The sequence below is a fragment of the Rhodoferax sp. RT5P35 genome, assembly GCF_056521385.1.
Genome location: NZ_JBWMAX010000300.1, coordinates 1 through 1,103, shown reverse-complemented (window position 1 = coordinate 1,103; position 1,103 = coordinate 1). Strand labels below are relative to the sequence as shown.

The following is a 1,103-nucleotide window of genomic DNA, read 5'->3' as shown; positions in this document are numbered from 1 at the left end:
TGAAGACCCTGATCACCCGCGCCGGCCCCGGCACCAAGATCATCTGCATGGGCAACCTGCAGCAGATCGACACGCCCTACCTGACCGAAGGCTCCTCCGGCCTGACCTTTGCCGTGGACAAGTTCAAGGGCTGGCCCCACAGCGGCCACATCATGCTGGCGCGCGGCGAGCGTTCGCGCCTGGCCGACTTCGCCAGCGAGGTTTTGTAACCCCTACCGAGACACACCATGATTCTGGAAATCGCCGATATCCGCATCCGCCCCGGCCAGCAGGCCGCTTTTGACGAGGCCATCACGCGGGGCCTGGAAACCGTCATCAGCAAGAACGCGGGCTGCAAGGGCTACAAGGTCAACAAGGGCATCGAGAGCCCCGAGCGTTATGTGCTGCAAATCTTCTGGACTTCGGTAGAGGCGCATAACGTCGGCTTCCGCGAATCCCCGGCATTTGCCGAGTGGCGCGGCATCGTCGGCCCGTTCTTTGCCAGCCCCCCAGTGGTGGAGCACTTCGACCTGGTGACCAAGTCGGAATAGGCCCGCAGACGTAAAAAAGGCCCGTGGAACCCTCCGGTTCCACGGGCCTTTTTACATGCAATGGGTTATTCCTGCGCGCGCTCGGCCAGGAAGATTTCAACCCGGCGGTTGCGGGCGCGTCCGGCGTCGCTGCTGTTGTCAGCGATGGCTTCGCGCGAACCCCGGCCTGCCACCACCACGCGGCGCGCATCCACGCCACGCGAGGTCAGGTAGGCACGGGCGCTCTCGGCGCGGTCCAGCGACAAGGGGTTGCTGAGGGCATCGCTGCCGGTGCTGTCGGTGTGGCCGATGATGCGCACTTCGGTATTGGGCTGGTTTTGCAGGCCGTTGGCAAACTGGTCCAGGATGGGGCGCAGATTGGGCTTGATATCGGCGCGGCCCGTGTCAAACGAGATGTCGCTGGGGATGTTCAGCTTGAGCTGGTTGTCCGACGTTTGCGTGACCGCGACACCTGTGCCTGCCGTGGCCTGCTCCATCGCCGCCTTTTTGTCCTGCATGTGCTTGGACCAAACGTAGCCGCCCAGCGCGCCCAAGCCCGCGCCGATGGCCGTGCCCTTGGTACTGTCACCAATC

Annotated in this window: 2 protein-coding genes and 1 pseudogene; 2 read left to right on the top strand and 1 reads right to left on the bottom strand. The window is 63.9% G+C overall.

Annotated features, from left to right (window positions below; translation table 11 throughout):
• Both AC097L_RS25805 and AC097L_RS25800 read left to right on the top strand, forming a co-directional pair.
• Positions 1-209, top strand: a pseudogene (locus tag AC097L_RS25805) (PhoH family protein); the annotation flags it as partial.
• A gap of 18 nt (positions 210-227) precedes the next feature.
• Positions 228-530 carry an antibiotic biosynthesis monooxygenase family protein gene (locus AC097L_RS25800; RefSeq protein WP_479589544.1) on the top strand — a complete coding sequence of 101 codons (303 nt, stop codon included), beginning with the start codon at positions 228-230 and terminating at the stop codon, positions 528-530.
• 65 nt (positions 531-595) lie between these two features.
• Here AC097L_RS25800 and AC097L_RS25795 read toward each other — a convergent pair.
• The coding region (locus tag AC097L_RS25795) for a YiaD family glycine zipper/OmpA-like lipoprotein (protein WP_479589543.1) at positions 596-1,103 on the bottom strand (508 nt) is incomplete at its 5' end.